The sequence below is a fragment of the Streptomyces sp. NPDC057099 genome (assembly GCF_042671245.1).
Classification (GTDB): Bacteria; Actinomycetota; Actinomycetes; order Streptomycetales; family Streptomycetaceae; genus Streptomyces; species Streptomyces purpurascens.
The window spans coordinates 96,943-110,676 of the sequence record NZ_JBHUTX010000009.1 but is presented as its reverse complement, the minus strand read 5'-3'; the positions used below and the strand labels follow the sequence as shown (position 1 = coordinate 110,676).

General features: G+C 68.2%; 17 protein-coding genes and 2 pseudogenes. 7 read left to right on the top strand and 12 right to left on the bottom strand.

Going from position 1 to position 13,734, the window contains the following annotated elements; genetic code table 11:
• Positions 1–144: 144 nt before the first annotated feature.
• The 3 genes from ACFT4A_RS15320 (at position 145) to ACFT4A_RS15310 (ending at position 1,559) form a co-directional block, all read left to right on the top strand.
• Complete coding sequence (locus ACFT4A_RS15320; protein WP_382829978.1) at positions 145–720, top strand: lamin tail domain-containing protein; 576 nt, start codon at positions 145–147, stop codon at positions 718–720.
• Positions 721–777: 57 nt separating this feature from the next.
• Positions 778–1,131 (top strand): hypothetical protein, encoded by a 354-nt coding sequence (locus ACFT4A_RS15315; protein ID WP_382829976.1) that lies wholly within the window; start codon positions 778–780, stop codon positions 1,129–1,131.
• A gap of 179 nt (positions 1,132–1,310) precedes the next feature.
• Positions 1,311–1,559 (top strand): hypothetical protein, encoded by a 249-nt coding sequence (locus ACFT4A_RS15310; protein ID WP_382829974.1) that lies wholly within the window; start codon positions 1,311–1,313, stop codon positions 1,557–1,559.
• 370 nt (positions 1,560–1,929) lie between these two features.
• Here the strand turns inward: ACFT4A_RS15310 and ACFT4A_RS15305 are convergent, their stop codons facing one another.
• From ACFT4A_RS15305 to ACFT4A_RS15285, 5 genes and pseudogenes are all read right to left on the bottom strand, one after another.
• The gene (locus tag ACFT4A_RS15305; protein ID WP_382829972.1) at positions 1,930–2,304 is read right to left on the bottom strand and encodes a DUF4267 domain-containing protein; all 375 of its coding nucleotides are present in this window, start codon (positions 2,302–2,304) and stop codon (positions 1,930–1,932) included.
• Positions 2,304–2,450: a hypothetical protein gene (locus ACFT4A_RS15300; RefSeq protein WP_382829970.1), complete on the bottom strand. Its 147-nt coding sequence runs from the start codon at positions 2,448–2,450 to the stop codon at positions 2,304–2,306. Before ACFT4A_RS15300 ends, ACFT4A_RS15305 begins: the two co-directional genes overlap by 1 nt.
• A 56-nt stretch (positions 2,451–2,506) precedes the next feature.
• Positions 2,507–3,433, bottom strand: coding sequence for an NADP-dependent oxidoreductase (locus tag ACFT4A_RS15295; RefSeq protein ID WP_382829967.1), 927 nt, complete (start codon positions 3,431–3,433; stop codon positions 2,507–2,509).
• Positions 3,434–3,777: 344 nt separating this feature from the next.
• Positions 3,778–4,173, bottom strand: a pseudogene (locus ACFT4A_RS15290) (transposase family protein); the annotation flags it as partial.
• A gap of 33 nt (positions 4,174–4,206) precedes the next feature.
• On the bottom strand, positions 4,207–5,277 hold the full coding sequence (locus tag ACFT4A_RS15285) for a hypothetical protein (RefSeq protein WP_382829965.1): 1,071 nt from the start codon (positions 5,275–5,277) through the stop codon (positions 4,207–4,209).
• Positions 5,278–5,462: 185 nt separating this feature from the next.
• Here ACFT4A_RS15285 and ACFT4A_RS15280 point away from each other — a divergent pair, with 185 nt between their 5' ends.
• Complete coding sequence (locus tag ACFT4A_RS15280) at positions 5,463–5,795, top strand: glyoxalase superfamily protein (RefSeq protein WP_382829962.1); 333 nt, start codon at positions 5,463–5,465, stop codon at positions 5,793–5,795.
• A gap of 407 nt (positions 5,796–6,202) precedes the next feature.
• On the opposite strand, the gene ACFT4A_RS15275 is transcribed toward ACFT4A_RS15280, so the two are convergent.
• The 4 genes and pseudogenes from ACFT4A_RS15275 to ACFT4A_RS15260 all read right to left on the bottom strand — a co-directional run bounded on the left by ACFT4A_RS15275 (position 6,203) and on the right by ACFT4A_RS15260 (position 9,107).
• Complete coding sequence (locus ACFT4A_RS15275) at positions 6,203–6,748, bottom strand: MOSC domain-containing protein (protein WP_382829959.1); 546 nt, start codon at positions 6,746–6,748, stop codon at positions 6,203–6,205.
• Between the two features lie 125 nt (positions 6,749–6,873).
• A pseudogene (locus tag ACFT4A_RS15270) lies at positions 6,874–7,078 on the bottom strand (HNH endonuclease); the annotation flags it as partial.
• Between the two features lie 28 nt (positions 7,079–7,106).
• Complete coding sequence (locus ACFT4A_RS15265; protein ID WP_382829957.1) at positions 7,107–7,556, bottom strand: hypothetical protein; 450 nt, start codon at positions 7,554–7,556, stop codon at positions 7,107–7,109.
• Positions 7,557–7,967: 411 nt separating this feature from the next.
• Positions 7,968–9,107, bottom strand: coding sequence for a PucR family transcriptional regulator (locus ACFT4A_RS15260; RefSeq protein ID WP_382829954.1), 1,140 nt, complete (start codon positions 9,105–9,107; stop codon positions 7,968–7,970).
• A gap of 86 nt (positions 9,108–9,193) precedes the next feature.
• Between ACFT4A_RS15260 and ACFT4A_RS15255 the strand changes: the two genes are divergently transcribed.
• Together ACFT4A_RS15255 and ACFT4A_RS15250 are read left to right on the top strand one after the other, a co-directional pair.
• Positions 9,194–10,249 carry a ferredoxin reductase gene (locus ACFT4A_RS15255; protein WP_382829952.1) on the top strand — a complete coding sequence of 352 codons (1,056 nt, stop codon included), beginning with the start codon at positions 9,194–9,196 and terminating at the stop codon, positions 10,247–10,249.
• A 7-nt stretch (positions 10,250–10,256) separates the two neighbouring features.
• Complete coding sequence (locus ACFT4A_RS15250; protein WP_382829949.1) at positions 10,257–11,375, top strand: fatty acid desaturase family protein; 1,119 nt, start codon at positions 10,257–10,259, stop codon at positions 11,373–11,375.
• 35 nt (positions 11,376–11,410) lie between these two features.
• Here ACFT4A_RS15250 and ACFT4A_RS15245 read toward each other — a convergent pair whose 3' ends face one another.
• From ACFT4A_RS15245 to ACFT4A_RS15235, 3 genes are all read right to left on the bottom strand, one after another.
• The gene (locus ACFT4A_RS15245) at positions 11,411–11,536 is read right to left on the bottom strand and encodes a hypothetical protein (protein ID WP_382829947.1); all 126 of its coding nucleotides are present in this window, start codon (positions 11,534–11,536) and stop codon (positions 11,411–11,413) included.
• 167 nt (positions 11,537–11,703) lie between these two features.
• On the bottom strand, positions 11,704–12,192 hold the full coding sequence (locus ACFT4A_RS15240; RefSeq protein ID WP_382829944.1) for a GNAT family N-acetyltransferase: 489 nt from the start codon (positions 12,190–12,192) through the stop codon (positions 11,704–11,706).
• A gap of 134 nt (positions 12,193–12,326) precedes the next feature.
• Positions 12,327–12,494: a hypothetical protein gene (locus ACFT4A_RS15235; protein ID WP_382829941.1), complete on the bottom strand. Its 168-nt coding sequence runs from the start codon at positions 12,492–12,494 to the stop codon at positions 12,327–12,329.
• A gap of 297 nt (positions 12,495–12,791) precedes the next feature.
• Here ACFT4A_RS15235 and ACFT4A_RS15230 point away from each other — a divergent pair, with 297 nt between their 5' ends.
• Positions 12,792–13,634 (top strand): MerR family transcriptional regulator, encoded by an 843-nt coding sequence (locus tag ACFT4A_RS15230; RefSeq protein WP_382829939.1) that lies wholly within the window; start codon positions 12,792–12,794, stop codon positions 13,632–13,634.
• The last annotated feature ends 100 nt before the right edge of the window (positions 13,635–13,734 follow it).

The window sequence follows — 13,734 nt, the reverse complement described above, 5'->3', positions numbered from 1 at the left end:
CGCCCCAACTCCCGCATGGCCTGTTCATCTGTCAACGCGTCAACATCACGCAAGGACGGAATAGATGGATATTGCACCCGAGAGTCACGGAGAATCTGATAACAGGTAACAGGGGTCACGTTTCCCCCTCACCTCCTCCATGACATGGACAGAGTGTGCGGGCGGCCAGCCGGCCGTGACCGCACACGACACTCGACTGACCCGGCAGCCTGCTGTGGCTCCTCCGGCGGTCGGTGCCCGCACCATAAGGGGACCTCCTGTCCGCTGCCGTTCCTGTCACCGCTCGACGTCTCGCCGCCGCCACGCTCACCGTCGGCGCTCTGGCTCTCGGTGGTCACACTGCCGGCATCCGCCACCGACCACGCCCACCCCGAGCGGCCGAAGGTGAAGATCTCTGACGTCCAGTACGACTCCCCCGGCCGGGACGACCACTCCGACCTCTCCCCGAACCAGGAATGGGTGGAAGTCACCAACACCGGCCGCCGCACCGTCAACCTCGACGGCTGGCCCCTTAAGGACGAGGACGGCCGCACCTACACCTCCGACCACTGGCTGCGACACCCACACCGACCTGTACCAGGACCGCCGCAACCACGTCTGAGACAACCGCTCCGACACCAGCCACCCTCCGCAACGACCACGGACGCTTCATCGACGACGATTCCTGGGGCCACAACCCCCACGGCGGCGGCCACCGCTGACCCCACACGGCGCGGGTGAAATGAACACCCCGTCTCGTTTGGTAGTCCAGTAACACTCGAAGGGACAAACGGCTCCATGGGCAAGGAAGAGGCCCGTCCGCACGGCAACGGCCACACCGCAACGCCAGGCCAGAGAGGGCCCAGCCGATCCAAGCGCGCATCCGGCAAGCTCGTGCGCATGTACCGCCGCTACCACGCGTGGCGCGCCCCGTTCCCGCTGTGGGCGAGGATCGTGTGCGACATCCTGTTCTGGGCCGTCATCGCCGCCGCGGCCTACGTGGCAATCGGCAGCCTGTGCGGAGCAATCCTCATCGCAGCTCCCCTTCTCGGGTTTCTCGGGCTCGCATCGAGCAAGGAGCACGACGACGGCATCGACTGGAGCGACCACCGAATGGGAGGGCAGCCCAGAAACCCCGGCCCCAAGCTCTGAGCCGTGGCTGACCGCGTGGTCGCGCGTTCACATGACAAGCCGAGGTCCCGACCAGGCGGCGCACCCGCCTGCGGCCGCAGATCTGTGCACCCATGAGGGGCACACCAAGCAGCCCCAGAGAAACGCCCGCCGGGTACGCCGAAGCTTCCGTTGCTGATCAAGATTACTTCGAGCCCGGCATGGAGCACACCCGGTCCGAACCGTTCGGCCACTGGTGGGACCGGGTGGAAGCGGCGCTCGCCGCGCACGAAGGCGAGGATGCCGGGATGGCGCCTGCGGTGGCCCTCGTATTGGACCACCTCGGCATCACCCTGGACGACGCCACCCTCGCCGGGCCCAGCTTGACGCTCGCCGAGGACGACGTGCCGTCGGCGCCGCTGAGCGCCACCTACGCGGGCGAGGGACCGGTTCCGCCCGGGATCGTGTAAGACCCCACAGTGGTCCGATCACGACGCTTGAGCAGTGGCTCCTTCGATCAGAAGGGCGACGGCCTCAACGAACTCGCGGGGGCTGGTCGCTTCTGCGGCAACGCCGGCCGGGCTGCCCAGGACAAGAAGGCGTCCCGGACGCCGGGCAGCGGCACTTGGCTGGAGCAGGGTGTAGGCGTAGAGCATGGCGGCGCCGACCTCCACGGGGTCCCCACCCCAATTCTTCCAGTCCAGGATCCGCAAGAGTGCGGTGAGGTTCGCCCAGTGCGCGTCGCCGTGGGCGGTACTCCAGCGGGACCTGGCCGGGGCCGGGATGCCGACGAACTAAGGGATCGCCCGATCCATGTCAGGATCGGATCTCGATGGCGAGTCAGACCAGAAGGCAGATGCTGGTGGCCAGCATCACCACCGCCGTCGCACCGTGGATGCCGTAGGCGGCGGCCTTCGGACCACCGCTGCGCAGCACAACCACCGCATCTCCGGCGGGTATCGCAGCGAGCGTCATCACGTACCAACCCAGCAGCGACGTCGTCGCGACGAGCATCAGAACGAAGATGAAGACCCCGCACGCGATCTCGCGCAAACCCTTCACGCGCAGCCAGGACCGGAAGGCGGGGTCGTCGGCCGGTGTATCGGGAATGCCGAAACCGACGGCGGCCTGCGGCGTCGTGAAGGCACGCCCGCCCATGAAGACGAGAGCCGCGCCGAGGAGGCCGGCGAGAACCGTGGCACTGGTGGTGAGCATCAGATGTCCTGTCCGTTGAGGGAGTCTCTCTTGACGAACTGGTTGTCATGGATCTCGTAGATCTCGTGCAGGTGCTCGGCGTCCCGCTCGTCCGCCCGTTGTGGTGATCCGGGTGAAGGGTTCCTCTCGAGGGCCGGCGAGCGCATCGATTGTTGATCCGTCGGCCCCGAAGGGCATCGATCGGGTTCCGGGCCCCGCGCTGTCAGGGGACGAGGACGATCCGGCCGCGGATGCCGCCGTTGGCCATGGTCTGGTAGGCGTCGGCTGCCTTGTCGAGGGGTGCGACGGTGTGGACGCGGGCGGGCAGTTCCCCGGTCGCCACTCGTGCGAGCAATCGGGCCAGCAGCGGACCGTCGGGTTGGGCGACCACGACCTCGACGCTGATGCCGCGCTCCTCGGGGAGGCGGGAGGCCGGCTGTACGCCGATGAAGCGGCCGCCGTCGTGCACTGCCTGTAGGGCGTTCTGCTGTAGGGCTCCGGCGTCGGCGACGGCGTCCCAGCCCTGCCCGGGACCGGTGGTGAAGTCGACGCCGAGGCTGCGGACGAAGGGTTCGTCGTCGGCTCGGGCCATGCCGGTCACCTGCCAGCCGCGGTCCTGGGCGAGTACGGCGACGTGGGCGCCCACCGCGCCGGCCGCGCCGGTCACCAGCAAGCGCCGGGCGTGGCCCGGCACGTCGCCGAGGAGGTCGACGAGCTGGGCTGCGGCGGTGGCGTTGAGCGGCACCGTCGCGGCCTCGAGCAGGTCCATGCCGTCCGGGACGACGGCGACATCGGCGGCGGGGACGAGGAGGTGCTCGGCGTGGGATCCGTGGTCGCGGTCGAAACCGTCGATGAACCCGGCGACACGGGTGCCGGCCCGCAGTCCGGTGCCGGGTCCGGCGGCATCGACGGTGCCGGCGAAGTCCCAGCCCAGACCGGTGTAGTCCGGCTGGTGGACCAGTCCGAGCCCGTGAAAGACGCCCCCGGCCACCCCCAGGTCGACCGGGTTGATCGCTGCGGCGGCGATCTTGACGCGGATCTGCCCCGGCCCCGGCTCAGCCACCGGGACGTCGACGGTCTCGATCGACCGGGGCCCGGACGGCACCCGGACCACGGCCCGCCGGGACGTCATCTGCTGCATCTCATTCATCGCCATCTACTCCTTCTTGGAGGCACGGTGCGCTGGTCTTGCCCTCGCTCTTGGTGCAGCACCACCATGGAGGCACCTACTTCCCGACGGGAAGCAGGCACCTTGAGGTGCGTAAGTCACCGAGCGGAGAGATGAGCCATCCCGACCACCACCGCCGCCCAACGGCGGGCCGCGGCCAAAGCGGACTACGACGCATTCCTCGCGGCATGTCCCAGCCGCCGGCTCCTGGAGCGGATCTCCGACAAATGGGTCGCCCTCGTGCTTGCCGCCCTGGGCGGGGACGGCCCACACCCCGGCACCGCCCCCGGCGGCTGAGCTCTTTCAGTTGCGGCGATTGACGGCCTTCGATTTGGGCTACGGCGCGCGTGGTGGAAGATCCGCCCGGACTTCAGGCGGGCCACGCCCCGCTCGACCGCCCTAGCCAGGTGCCCGTACCGCCGAGAGCACGCGGTTGACGGTGCGCTGAGTTGGCGACAGGTCGCGGCCGGGTGGGAGTCTGACCGGTGTGGTGACCCACGGTCCGGCGCCGATGTAGGCGCGGTCGGCAAGAATCGGGACGCCTTCGCGTTCGCAGAACCAGATGATCCGGTGGGTACGGGCCGCGGTCAGGTCAAAGGTCCGGCCCTGCAGGGCGGCGAGATCCACAGCAGGCGTCCGGACAGATCGGTGACCACCTGGACGTTCACACCGTGGCGGCGGTACGTGGCGGAGCAGCCCGCCTGGCCGTCCCAGAGGCGGTCGCGGATGGCATCCGCGTGACAAGGTCCGACAGCTCATTGGATCAGGTCGGTGTGCGGATGCTCGGGAGAGGTCGGGCAGACGTAGAGCTGCATGTTGTCGGTGCTGCCCACTTCGACCTTGGTCGGCTGCGCAGGGTCCTGGCCGGCGTGATGACTGTCGGCGTAGGCGGCGGCTTGGTCCTCGTACGGCGCCCAGCCGCGTAGCTCACCACCGTCCCATTCGAAGGAGGCGATGGTCAGCAGCGGGGCCATCTGAGCGTCGCAGACAGTGCAGTATCGGCGGGTCGGGTCGGTGCGGCCCCATGGCGGCCAGCCCCCGGCTTTCCATCCGGGAGCCTCAGCCAGATTGCCGACATAGAACTCCTCCGGACAGTCCGCGTACGAGCTGTCCACGCCCGCGCCGGCTGCCTGCCATCTGCTCCAGTCCCTCACCGCCAGCAGCATCTCCGGGCTCAGATCGCGGCTGTTGGGGTACTCGGTGATCGCTTCCGGTGCCAGCACGCACGGCTCCGGCATATATCCCTGCCAGTTCACCTCATACGGTTCCGGCGGTGCGGCAAGGATGTCGCCGACCTCTGCGGCGGACCGCCAGAACAGTGCGGTCGACGGCTTGTGACCCGGATCGTGGTCGTAGGGGCACCAGAGGACCTGGAGCAGATCGGCCTGCCCGGGCGGCCGCAACAGGGGTACGTCGCGCAGATACAGCTGTGCCACGGGCAACATGGGGACCGGGCACTCCGCAGGCCACGGAGGGCCGGCGCCGAGTCGCTCCGCCAGCATCGCGGCGTTCCGTTCCTTGACCGCCTCCTCCTCCGGCGTGAACGCGGGACCATGGGGATCACGGTCCTGCCGGGCCACCCTGCGTCTGGTCAACCGCACTTCTGCCGACGACTCGCGGAATCCGCTGTCCACGTGCGTGCCTTCGCAATGCGGCCACGGCTCCTCAGCCGGCCACAGCAACGGCCCCCCGACCGAGCTCTCCCCTATCGAAGGCGTCCCGGGACGAGGATGCAGCCGGATCGCAGGACGCGCTAACGGAGCCAGCTCAGGAAAGACCGCGGTCACGTCCACGGGCCGCGGCGGAGTAGTACGTCCGAAAACCATGCCGGTGATCCTGCCACCAGCCACTGACAACCCCTGGCCGCCTCAACCGGCGTCGAAGGCATGGGTGTTCAGCGGTTCAAGTCCAACACATGCAGCCTCGGCCACAGCAACAGCAAGCCTGCCTATGTGACAACTAGTGCCGCAGGAGGCAACGTTCGCCCTGAGCGGTCTGCGACGATGGCGCCATGGACGAGGAAGTCATCCCTATTCTTCGAGTCGAGGACGCTGCGGCGGCGGTCGCGTGGTACGAGCGACTGGGCTTCGCCAAGCAGTGGGAACACCGCTTCGAACCAGGACTTCCCGCGTTCGTCGAGGTCACTCGGGGCCGGGTGCGGTTGTTCTTGTCGGAGCACAAGGGAGATGCCCGCCCTGACACGTTGGTCTACCTCCGCATTCGTGATGTCGAGGCCATCGCCGCCGAGTTCGGTGTGCAGGCGAAGGACGCTCCGTGGGCGCGTGAGATTGAGCTGCGCGACCCTGACGGCAACCGGCTTCGGATCGGAACGCCGACGGAATGACACGCGCCGGCAGCGCGCGGCAGGGAAGCTGTGCTGGTGGCTGAGCGAGTACTCGTCCGCGACACCGGCACCGACACCGACCGTGGCCAGGACCGCCGCAACTACGGCTGGACAACCGCTCCGACGCCGCCAAGCTCCGCAACGACAGCGGACGCTTCATCGACGACGAATCCTGGGACCGCGACCACCGCCACGGCGGCCAGCACCACTGACCCACCACCGCCTGCGTGGAGCCCCTCCGACCTGGCTATCCACCACAGGACGCGCGGTCCTCTCCGGCCCGGGCTCAGATGCGCTGTCCGGGCAGGCTGGTGACGCGGCTGGTTGGGGGGTAGGGCCGTTGGCAGGCCCAATCGTCGAGCAGGGCCATCCTCATCTGGGCACGCCGATGACCACAGAACATGAACCTAGACCCGCTCCAGCGAGCGGTGAGGAAGGGGCGGGGTTTCGACCTGGATGAAATCATCGGGTCGGACGACCCCTCCACGCCGGACCACAGCCATGACGCCACACTTGAATGTGAACTCGCCGGACACGGGGTCCATGGAGAAGACCTCACCCAGCAGTCCCTTGCGGAAGTCGTTGATCTTTGAGCACGGGTTGCGCAGACCCGTCACCTCGAGCACCGCCCGCTCTCCGAGATGGAGCAGAGCGCCGGTGGGCAGGCCCAACAGGTCCACCCCGCGCGTGGTGATGTTCTCGCCGAGCTGGCCCGCAGAGACCTTGAAGCCCTTGAGCGCGAGCTCGTCGAAGAATTCCCCGTGCATGAGGTGGACCTGGCGCAGGTTGGGCAGGTCCGGCTCGTAGGTCATGCGGAACTGGTGGCGGATCGTCTCACCCGCGTGAACGTCTCCTTCCACTCCGAGTCCCGTGAGCAGCGTGATGGAATCGCGATTCGGCTTGCTGAACGAGTACACCTCGTTACGGCTCACGGCGGCGACCTGACCAGTCATCACGCCCTCCCAATCTGCAGTCGTTCTGCGGACGGTCGATCTTAAAGGTGTTACAACCACCTTTTGCCCATATCCGTGTCGCTTGGCAGTCCCCGTCTCGACGACAACTGGGCGGCAGCGGCCGGCTACGGCGCTGGTTCATACGTCACGGTCTCGAGCAGGCAGCCGTCGGCCAGTTCACGCAGGATTGCCAACTCGGCTTCGTCAGCCGTCAGGATCCAGCGGAGCTTGGTACCCACCCACTCCGCGGCGTAGCGGCATTGGACGAGGCTTGCTGTCCCACGCCTCGGCAAGGGGCACCATGTGGTCGATGTCGAGACCGGAAGCCGCCTCCGCCAAGGCGTTGAGGAGCGACCCCTCAGTCAACATCAGGCCAAATCTGGACAACCCACACCTCTAGGGGGTCCTCGTGCGGCCCTTCAGGAGGGAAGGGATCGAGTGCCAGCGGAGCCTCAACATGATCTCGCCCTCGGCAGAGCAAACGTAGGTGATAGTGCCCCGGTCGGAGCTCGATCTCGCCGTAGCAGACGCCATTCAAGTCGACCACCGCGAGGCGATCTGCCATCGGGGAATGGAAAGCCCGTTCATACTCCCAAGAGCCTGATGGCTGAGGAGCGGGCCCGTCCCACACCTCCAAACGCACCAAAGGGTAGAAGTCGTTGTCGCTGGAGGTAAGACTCCAGCCTTCCCCGGGGATCTGAACGATGTCGTCCTCCGCCGGCGCTTGTTCGAAGAGGATGGGGCCGATCTGGATGGTCCGGTAGTACACGCGCGGGCGGACATCAACAGCGTTCATCAGAGCGGGCACTTACTCTCCTCACCAACGAGCGAGCAGGGCACGTCAGGCTAGCCCCGACTTGAACTCAAGATAATGGAGTCTTCTACGCCCGTGATCCGAGTGGAAGACCGTGCCTGCTGACGCGTCATCGCCTGGAGCCCGCCATGACCGTCAAGCGGGACCGAATCTCACTGTCAGGAGGCCAGGTCTCATCGTCAGAAGCCAACTCCCAACCCGTCTCATGAGACCTGTATCAAGCCTGAAGAAAGACAGCGCCGCCGACGGGCTTCCCGAGGCCCTGTCCGGTCTTCACATCAACACCCGGTATCAGCCGGCTGATACCGCTCTTCCCCGGGCCGCATGAGCCGGCTGATGGCATCGAGAACGAGGCACGATTCCTGGACCGCTCACGGACGCGTTCGCGAACAGTCGACGTACGCGTCAGCTGCCCCGAAGACCCACCGCCAGCGTCAGTTCAAGGACCCGGTGTGGCGATGCGAGATCCGGGAACAGCTCCCGCAGCTGCGACATCCGGTACCGGACGGTCTGGGGATGGACGAACAACGCCGCTGCCACCTCGTCCCGTCTCCCCTGGTGCAGCAGCCACTCCCGCAACGTCTCCTCCAGCCGCCGTGCGGTCGCGACAGGCAAGGTCCGCAACGGTGCGAGGGCTCGGGCACGCAGGTCCGCGAACGCGTCCGCGTCGGCGCTCAGCACCAGCTCGGGCAGGTGGTCCTCGGTGTCGCGAATATCGGAGGAGAGGGAGCGCGCGCGTACGGCTCGTGCGTACGACGCGGACGCACGAGTCCATGGCCGGGCCGGGCCGACCACGGCGGTGCGGTCGGTCAGCCGCCTCAAGAGATGTGATCGGTCGGCGTCGGGGACGAGCAGCACACCGGTGGCGTCCGGCAGATCGTCCAGGACGAGGGTGCTCGGGTCGAGCGAGCGGTAGGCGGGCCGGGCTTGGGCGGCGGGCAGCAGGACCGCGGTCAGTGAAACCGGAGGCTGCCACCCGGCCCGTTGAGCAGAGGCCAGCAGCACGTCCGGGCTCGCGCCGGCGAGGAGGTCGCGGGCCAGGTGCTCCAGGTGACGCTCGTGGGCCCGGCCCCGGGCGGCCAGTTCGTCGGCGTGGCCCGCGGCGCTCGCGGCGGAGAGCTCGTCGATGTAGGCGAAGGTCAGCTCGGCGAACTTGGCGACCTCGGCGGCGGGCAGACCCGCGGGTACGGCACCCGCTGCCAGGCATCTCCAGGCCACGCGGGCGCCGACGCGGTAGGCGCTGAGCAGGGCGTCCATCGAACGGCCGTCGCGCACCTCGCCGCGGCCCAGCTCGTAGGCCGCGTCACCGCCGTCGCCGCCCGTGGCGTTCCCGCTCGCGAGGTCCAGGTAGTGCCCCAGGGCGGTGCGGACGGCTCGGCGGATGGTGGCGCCCATGTGTCCCGAAAGGGCGTTGGCGTAGGAAGGGACCTCGTCGATGATCGCCTGGACGACCTCGTCGGCGGTGCTCTTCAGCGCGGCCCGAAGTACGGTGACCGTCGTCTCATCCAAGGCCAGTTCGCTGGCCCTCCGGGTTACATGGCTCACGTTTTGTTCCCTGCGAACAATTCTGCCGACCAGATTCACGTCCTACGGACAGGACTTTACGCCCTGAGGCACAGCAAGCTGAAGTCATGACGAGTACAGCCCTCCGCAGCAGGGCGTGGAAACTACTGGAGATGGTCACGACGCCGCTGCTGCCGTCGGACTACCTCGACCTGGTCAGCCCGCTGCGTGCGGGCGCTGACCTGCGGGGGCGCATCGAGGCCGTGCACCCCGAGACGGGTGACGCCGCGACCATCGTGATCAGGCCGGGACGGGGCTGGCGCGGCCACACAGCCGGTCAGTACGTGCGGATCGGGGTCGACGTCGACGGGGTGCGCCTCTGGCGTGCCTACTCCCTCACCTCGCCGACAGACCGCCAGGACGGCCGCGTCACGATCACCGTGAAGGCGATCCCGGACGGCAAGGTCAGCAACCACCTCGTCCGCAGGGCAGAACCGGGCACGCTGATCCAGCTCGACCAGCCGACCGGTGACTTCGTGCTGCCGCAGGCCAAGCCCGCCAAGGTGCTCTACCTGACGGCCGGCAGCGGCATCACGCCCGTGATGGGCATGCTGCGCGACACCGAGTTCGACGACGTCGTCATGGTCCACTGCGCGCCGCGGCCGCAAGACGTGATCTTCCGCGACGAACTGCACGACCTGGTCGCGGACACGAAGCTGCGGCTCACCGAGGTGCACACCGACACGGACGGCAAGCTCGACATCGCCCGTCTCGACGAACTGGTGCCCGACTGGGCCGAGCGCGAGACCTGGGCCTGCGGGCCCACGGGCCTGCTCGACGCCGCCGAAGAGCACTGGAGCGAGCACGGCATACCGGAGCGCCTGCACACCGAACGCTTCCGCCCCAGCATCGTCGTAGCGGGCGACGGCGGCGAGGTCACGTTCAGCACCACCGGCAAGACCGTCGACGCGGACGGCGCCACCCCGTTGCTGGACATCGGCGAGGAGGCCGGCGTGCTCATGCCCTCCGGGTGCCGCATGGGTATCTGCTTCGGCTGCGTCACCCCGCTCAAGGCGGGCGCCGTCCGCGACCTGCGCACCGGCGAGATCACCGAAGCCGAACCTGGCGTCCTCATCCAGACCTGCGTGTCCGCCGCGGCGGGCCCCTGCGACATCGAACGGTAGGAACAGCTTGACCGCCATCGACCCCACCGCCCACCTGACCGCGGAGCAGATCGAGGAGCTCGGCCGCGAGCTGGACGCGATCCGCGACGAGGTGATCGCCGACCGCGGCGAGAAGGACGCCGCCTACATCCGCAAGGTCATCTCGGCGCAGCGCAAGCTCGAGCTGGTCAGCAGGGGCGTGCTGCTGTTCTCGTTCTTCCCGCCCGCGTGGCTGATCGGCACCGCCGGCCTGTCCGTGGCGAAGATCATGGACAACATGGAGATCGGCCACAACGTCCTGCACGGCCAGTGGGACTGGATGCGGGACCCGAAGATCCACTCCACCACCTGGGATTGGGATCACGTCTCGCCGGCCGACCAGTGGAAGCACTCGCACAACGAGCTGCACCACACGTACACCAACGTGATCGGCAAGGACAACGACCTCGGCTACGGCATCATGCGCGTCGACGAGGACCAGAAGTGGCACCCGTTCCACCTCGGCCAGCCGCTGTGGAACTTCATCAACGCCTGCTTCTTCGAGTACGGCATCGCGGCGTACGACCTGGAGCTCGGCAAGAACCTGCACAAGCGCCGCCGCAAGAACCCGGAGTTCCGCGCGCGGGCCAGGGCCGTGGGCCGCAAGATCCGCAAGCAGGTCCTCAAGGACTACGTGATCCACCCGCTGCTGTCGGGCCCGTCGTTCCTCACCACGCTCGCCGCCACGTTCACCGCGAACCTGGTCCGCAACCTCTGGACCCACTCGGTGATCATGTGCGGGCACTTCCCCGAGGGCGTGCAGGTCTTCGAGCGCCGGTCGATCAAGGGCGAGACACGCGGCCAGTGGTACCTGCGCCAGATGATGGGCTCGGCGAACATCAGCGGCAGCAAGGCCATGCACTTCATGACCGGCAACCTCTCGCACCAGATCGAGCACCACCTGTTCCCGGACCTGCCGAGCAACCGGTACGCCGAGGTCGCGGTGAAGGTGCGCGCGCTGTTCGAGAAGTACGAGCTGGAGTACGTCACCGGGCCGCTGCCCAAGCAGGTGTTCTCCGCGTGGCACAAGGTCTTCCGGCTCTCGCTGCCCAACAAGAAGCCCAAGGTCAAGACGCCGGACCGCGAGCAGGAGCTCGTCGCGGCCTGATTTCCGGTATCGGTTCCCGGACGCGCGCCAGGAGCTCAGCTCACAGCCCCCGGCGAGCGCACCTGGTCGGCGTGCGCGCCGCCGCCGACCGCCTTGCCCTCGATGCCCGGCTGCGGCCGCTGCGCCATGGCGAACAGCTCAGCGGCCGCAGATTGGGGCATCCGGGGGGGCGTCCCACCGCGCCCAGCACCTTGAGCCGGGCCCCGGGAAGGTGTGGGGTCAACGCGGCGAACACCCGACGGCACACACGACAGCGCGCGGCGTCCAGCGGCTCCTGCATGCCAGCCACCATGCAGGCGAAGCCGGTGCGCTGTGCACCCGCGCCGCGTCATTCCGAAGGAATGCGGAACTCGAATTCGGGACGGTCCCAGGGCACGGCGGGCGGGTTCGCAAACGCGGTCCCGGTCCGCACTGCGCCGGCCCGGTGGTAGAAGCCCTCGGCGGGAAGATGCGACACGACCCTGACACGGTCGATCCCGGCGGCACGCGCCTCGGAGCACATGTGCGCGACGAGCCGTCGTCCAATCCCCCGTCCCTGCGCTTCGTCGGCGACGAACAGCAGGTCGAGCTCCGGTGGAGCGAGGACGAGCGAGTAGAACCCGAGGACCCGGCCTCCATGCTCGTCGGCGCCCACGGCCACGAAGGTGCGGTGGGCCTCGATGTAATCAGGACCGACCCGGTAGCCCGCGACTGCGGATGCGTACTTACCCTCGTAGGCGCTCGAGCCACGCACGAGCCGCGTGAGCCGCTTGGCATCCCGCGCGACGGCCCGCCGTATCGTGATCGGCTGGCTGACCGGGGAAGTGCGTGACCTCATCGGGAGAGTATTTCGCACCGGAGAGTGCCTTCCTGCGACGGGTCGGCTGCTCGGGCAGGCGTGCCACGGCACCGGAGCTGTCGCCGACTCCGACTCGGGTGGCCAGGGTGCCCCCAGCACTCCCGCCCCCAGAACTACTCCTGGAGACGAGCGGCCAGTTCGCCGGCGCCCTGGAGACCGTGCAGGGCCGCCAGATCGCCGCCCGCCTCTCCGCGCTGGGCCGGCAGACAGAGTTCCTGACCCGCGAAGTCGAAGAGGCGGCCGAGGACCTCGGCGCGACCGTGGCCGTCCTGCCCCCGCACCGACAGCACCTGTTGTCCCCGTGCAGGCCAAAGGTCCACCTCATCACGGAGCATTCCGGCCTGCCCCTGTTCATCGGACTCGGGTGCCAACACACACGACAGGACAGCCAGGCACTGGTTGATGGAGCTCTCCCCACCCATTCCGCTCGGCCGCGCACGAGGCCTGTCCTGGGACGGGACACCAATGGCGAGGGTGCGCCCGATAGCCCGTCAGGGTCCGGGTGGTGTGTAGTTGCACATGCCGTAGCGGCATGTGATGTCGTCGAGGGCACCACAGCACGAAAGGCCCTGTCTGCGATGTACCCCTCCGCCACGCCTCCCCGCGAGGTCAAGATCGGCGATGCCGCCGCCTTCGCCGGAACCACCCCGCGCGCCATTCGCCACTACCACCAGATCGGTCTGCTGCCGGAGCCCGAGCGAGGCGGAGACGGACGCCGCCGCTACGGCTACGACGACATGATCCGCCTGCTGTGGATCCGCAAGATGTCCGAGGCCGGCATCAGCCTGGACGACATGCGCGCCGCCTTCGACGAAGCCCGGGACGTTGAGGACGTCCTGGGCCGGCTGGAGGAGACCCTGGCCGCCCAGGAGGCCGACATCAAGCGTCAGCGCGCGGCAGTCCAACGCCTGCGGGTCGTGGGCAGCCCACTGGGCTTGCTCTCCCCCTTGGTCACGGACCGGCTCAGCCACCTGCCTTCTGGCGCACTGCGCCCCTCCGACCTGGACGCCCTGCTGGTCACGGAACGGATCTTCGGGCCGCTGGGAGCCGCAATTCAGGCCAGCGTGTTCATCACCCTGGCCACCCACCCCGACTTACGGGCCGAGGCAGACCGCCTCGACGCGGCCGACGCCGCCCTCGATGACACCGTCGACCCCCACGACCCGCAGGTCGAGGAACTCGCCGCGCAGCACTGCGCCCACCACAAGGCCCTGCTCCAGGCCATTGAAGCGGCCGGACTGGACGCGGCCGAGGAGAAGCTCTTCGAGATCTACGACGCCGAGGCGAGCGACGAGGAGGACGCACAGATGAGCGCCTTCGAAGCGGTCACCAAGATGCCCTACGGCTTCTCCGCGGCCCGGACGCGGTGCATGGAACTCACGGCACAGCTCCTTTACGGGGACCTCCCCGCAGACAGCTGATCGCTGGTGTGGCCGTGCGTGAGGATCCCGGATTGGCCACCGACACGAAGTCGGCGTCTCGACACGGCCCGCACACTCCGCGAGCGGGGCTACGACTACA

Coding starts and splice junctions, on each gene's coding strand:
- ACFT4A_RS15240 (WP_382829944.1), bottom strand. CDS start 12,192: ATGAGGTCACGCACTTCCCCGGTCAGCCAGCCGATCACGATACGGCGG.
- ACFT4A_RS15300 (WP_382829970.1), bottom strand. CDS start 2,450: ATGCGCTCGCCGGCCCTCGAGAGGAACCCTTCACCCGGATCACCACAA.
- ACFT4A_RS15245 (WP_382829947.1), bottom strand. CDS start 11,536: ATGCCCCAATCTGCGGCCGCTGAGCTGTTCGCCATGGCGCAGCGGCCG.
- ACFT4A_RS15285 (WP_382829965.1), bottom strand. CDS start 5,277: ATGGTTTTCGGACGTACTACTCCGCCGCGGCCCGTGGACGTGACCGCG.
- ACFT4A_RS15295 (WP_382829967.1), bottom strand. CDS start 3,433: ATGAATGAGATGCAGCAGATGACGTCCCGGCGGGCCGTGGTCCGGGTG.
- ACFT4A_RS15305 (WP_382829972.1), bottom strand. CDS start 2,304: ATGCTCACCACCAGTGCCACGGTTCTCGCCGGCCTCCTCGGCGCGGCT.
- ACFT4A_RS15320 (WP_382829978.1), top strand. CDS start 145: ATGGACAGAGTGTGCGGGCGGCCAGCCGGCCGTGACCGCACACGACAC.
- ACFT4A_RS15280 (WP_382829962.1), top strand. CDS start 5,463: ATGGACGAGGAAGTCATCCCTATTCTTCGAGTCGAGGACGCTGCGGCG.
- ACFT4A_RS15275 (WP_382829959.1), bottom strand. CDS start 6,748: ATGACTGGTCAGGTCGCCGCCGTGAGCCGTAACGAGGTGTACTCGTTC.
- ACFT4A_RS15255 (WP_382829952.1), top strand. CDS start 9,194: ATGACGAGTACAGCCCTCCGCAGCAGGGCGTGGAAACTACTGGAGATG.
- ACFT4A_RS15315 (WP_382829976.1), top strand. CDS start 778: ATGGGCAAGGAAGAGGCCCGTCCGCACGGCAACGGCCACACCGCAACG.
- ACFT4A_RS15230 (WP_382829939.1), top strand. CDS start 12,792: ATGTACCCCTCCGCCACGCCTCCCCGCGAGGTCAAGATCGGCGATGCC.
- ACFT4A_RS15310 (WP_382829974.1), top strand. CDS start 1,311: ATGGAGCACACCCGGTCCGAACCGTTCGGCCACTGGTGGGACCGGGTG.